The 3,761-nt window shown below is 28.8% G+C and carries 3 protein-coding genes; all 3 read right to left on the bottom strand.

Annotated elements, in window-relative coordinates; translation table 11 throughout:
• Positions 1-168: 168 nt before the first annotated feature.
• The 3 genes from BUB51_RS12205 to BUB51_RS12195 all read right to left on the bottom strand — a co-directional run bounded on the left by BUB51_RS12205 (position 169) and on the right by BUB51_RS12195 (position 3,673).
• Entirely contained in the window at positions 169-1,899 is a 1,731-nt protein-coding gene (locus BUB51_RS12205; RefSeq protein ID WP_159430419.1) for a S8 family serine peptidase, read from the bottom strand.
• A 414-nt stretch (positions 1,900-2,313) separates the two neighbouring features.
• Complete coding sequence (locus BUB51_RS12200; protein ID WP_073198081.1) at positions 2,314-2,754, bottom strand: ankyrin repeat domain-containing protein; 441 nt, start codon at positions 2,752-2,754, stop codon at positions 2,314-2,316.
• Positions 2,755-2,974: 220 nt separating this feature from the next.
• Complete coding sequence (locus BUB51_RS12195) at positions 2,975-3,673, bottom strand: MFS transporter (protein ID WP_159430418.1); 699 nt, start codon at positions 3,671-3,673, stop codon at positions 2,975-2,977.
• Positions 3,674-3,761: the final 88 nt, after the last annotated feature.

The raw sequence follows: 3,761 nt of genomic DNA, 5'->3' as shown, positions 1-3,761 counted from the left end.
TTCTTGTAGCGAAGAGATTCAATCACTCCTTGATCCTATTTTAGCTTTAGTATAGCATAGATGAATTTAATTTTTCATATTACGAATTGAAGTTCATTTTCAATCAAAAGTCCTCTGATTTTTAAAAATCAGAGGACTTTTGATTTTGAAATATATTAACTTTTCTACTTACTGATCTTGTCTTAATATTAGACTACGTCCACCTGCACTTAAATCAAAGAAATAATTTCCACTACCTGAATATGAATATACTTTTATTCTGTATGTGCCTGTACTTGAAGGTACAAAATTAATAGTCTCCTGTCTTTTTACTCCAGTTGAAGAAGCTACAGTATTTCCATTAGAATCATATAAGTAAATATCAAAGTCAGGTGTTCCTCCCCACAACCAGGCTCTCCAATCAGATATCATCAAAGTTATAGCTATAGGATATCTTGTATCATCTACTGTAAACTCCCAAATATCAGATGCTCCAGAGCTTGACAAATTTTCTGCTGCATTCATATGATTTGGTAAAGATATATTATTACCACTATAATTACCTGCTTGTTTTATAGCTTCATATCCATCAAGCCTGCCGTTTCCATATTCTATATCTTTTCCAGCTGGACCCCAATCATGAGCTGTAGAAGCTAATATATTCTTAACTTGAATAGGTGTTAAATTAGGATTTGCATCTAACATCAAAGCTACTATTCCTGCTGTAAAAGGAGTTGCCATGCTTGTTCCACTATATGTTATATAATCATTTGTTGTATTTGCTTTTGGAGCAGTTATATTATATCCAGGTGCTGCAATATCGGGTTTTATTCTCTCATCAGCTGTAGGTCCTCTACTTGAAAAGCTAGCTAAACTAAATCCTTTTTCTCCAACATCTGCCATTGCTGCTACTGTAATAGCTTTTTCAGCTGCACCTGGAGAACCTATTGTATATTTATTAGGCCCACTATTCCCTGCTGCAACTACTACAACAATTCCATTATTAACTGCATTATTTACAGCTAGTGAAGTAGAATCTGTACCATCAGAACTTCCACTAGTTCCCAAACTTAAATTTATTACATCTATACCATAAACGTCTTTATTTGTAATACACCAATCTATAGCTGCTGTTACATCACTCATCGAACCGCTGCCTTGACTATTTAAAACCTTAAGTCCTACTAAAGCAGCTCCTTTCGCAATTCCTGTATAATTAGAATTTCCATCTCCTTCACCAGCAATTATCCCAGCTACATGTGTACCATGACCATTGTCATCATAAGGTGATGGTCGATTATTTACAAAATCCTTCCATCCTATTATTTTCCCATCATCTAAATCTACATGATTGCCATCTATGCCAGTATCAATTATTGCTACAACAACATCATCCTTATTGTAATTATATATATTTCCATCTCTGTCTCCATTCACGTCAAAATCATTTTCAGCCTTCTCTGCACCAAACCAGTATTTTGCTGTGTCCATAGAAGCCTTAACGAGTTCATCATATTCAATATGAGCAACTATATCTAACTTGGACAATTTTTCAATTTGGTCTTTTTTCAATTTCATAGCTATTGCAGGTATATTCTTATATTCATGTTTTATTTTATAATTACCTATTAATTTGTTTACAAAGATTTTTCTCTTAGAATCCAATTTTTCTTTAAATACAACTATAGTCGGAATTTCTTCGTTATCTGTAACTTTATCCATTTTCTTAGATAAATTTTCAAACAATTTATCTTTATTGGAGTCATAGATTTTAATAATTTCTTTCTGCTGTACTTTTACTTTTGGTTTTTGTCCATTGTTCTCTCCAGTAAATGCAAAACCATAGCCAGTAATTGAAATCAATATAGTAATAAATAATAATATTGAAACTATCTTTTTATTTTTAAATATACCTCTCACTCGAATTCCTCCCTTAATAATTATAAAATGCTTTATAAGTCACTTATTTATCATATACATTGGAACCAACCCCTTATAAAATATTTGTATTTATTAGGGGATTTAAACTATATATAATGCAACGTTTTCATATTAAACTTGTTTACTTTTATTAATACTATATATTTAAAGAATGCATTTTATTACTTGATTTGATATTTGTCCTAAAAATAGTATTTTAGTCCTATTTTTGTCTTTTATTTATCAATGCATTTTTACCACTTTCTCCAGTTACTATTTTTTTAATCCTTTCGAATAAGTTGTATAATCATCTGACAAAAACAAAAAAGGGAATCCTTCTTGAAATAAGAATTCCCATCAATGTCATATAAACTTATATTTTATCAACAGCCTGATATATGTTTTTATTAATAATTATTTACAATAGGCTTTAAATATATCCTTAAGGTACTTACTATCACTTTTCATGGCTAAATCATATGCTGTCTGTCCATTTGAAGTAACTACATAAGGGTCTGCCCCAGCTTCTAAAAGTATTTTAGCCATATCATAATTATTCATAACAAAAACCAATTCTAAAGGGCATTTACCTTCAGAATCCTTATGATTTATATCTACCGAATTGCTTGCAATTATTTTTTTTACTAAAGTAATATCATTTTCTAAAACCCCCTTCGTTAATTGATCTATAGTATAATTCATTTGTTGATTAGTAGAATTTGAAATAGAATTTTCGTCTTTGTACTGATTAGTTTTAACTTTCATCGTAGTCTTACTACTAATAATAAAAACTAAAGCAATAATAATTAAAATTGATGCAATCGTCATAAAAATTTTTGAGCCTTTTTTTGTCATTATATCTACACCCCTTTTGTAATTTTTATTTTTTCGTTTTTCTCGCTTACTTTTAGAATTTCACTTTTCCAATATCATATCTTAACATTTATATGATACAAAGCTAACTTATTTCAAAAGTCCATTCTAATTTTTAAGCTCGAAAAACAAATAATTCTTACCTTTTCATTATACTAATTAATTATTCCTTATATAACAAATATAGCAATAATTATCAACCTCAATTTTCTAGTTTTATATTCATTAATTGCTGATAAATAATATATACAATTATAAATAAAATAAAAACCAGACTAAAAGGTATAAAAAAACCGAACTTACTAGCTAATATTCCTGAAATAACAGGTATACATACTCCAAATAATTTATTAATTGCACTCATACTCCCGAAAAACTGACCTCTACTTTCCTTTGGAACAAACTCCATAAGTAAAGAATAATGGTGTGGAAACCAAATAGTATGTCCTATTGCATAAAAAACAAAAGCTATTAAAACAAAAATGTAATTTTTAGCTATCATCAAAAGAAAAGCATAAATAATAAAAAACATAACTCCATACTGAACTATTTTTTGCCGAGGAATTTTGGAAGTCAAATTTTTACTATATATCCCCGTAATTATAACAAATACAGAACAAACAACCTCTAACATCAATATATTAAATACAGTTCCGCCTATTTTTTCTAAAATAAAATAACTTGTAATCAATGGCGAAGTAAAACTTATAGCTGCTAAAACACAAATTTGTGCTATTGCAACATTTAATAAATTTTTAGGTATAGCAATCGATAGATTTTTTTTAGAAATTTTTATTGGTTCTACCCATTTAAGAGCTTTATATGGAATTATCGCAATAAATATATATCCTACTGCACATATAAAAAATACTACTCTAAAAGCATTTAAAGATGTATACACCACTTTACAAGAAATAAAGAGTTAGCTTCCATAAAGTAGAAAAATCAGACATCTAAATCCTAGGAATACTAATCATAACTAAAAAAAA

The sequence above is a fragment of the Caloranaerobacter azorensis DSM 13643 genome (assembly GCF_900129995.1).
In the GTDB taxonomy this organism is placed as follows: Bacteria; Bacillota; Clostridia; order Tissierellales; family Thermohalobacteraceae; genus Caloranaerobacter; species Caloranaerobacter azorensis.
The sequence above is the reverse complement of the archived record's forward strand: the minus strand, read 5'-3'. Positions and strand labels throughout refer to the sequence as shown.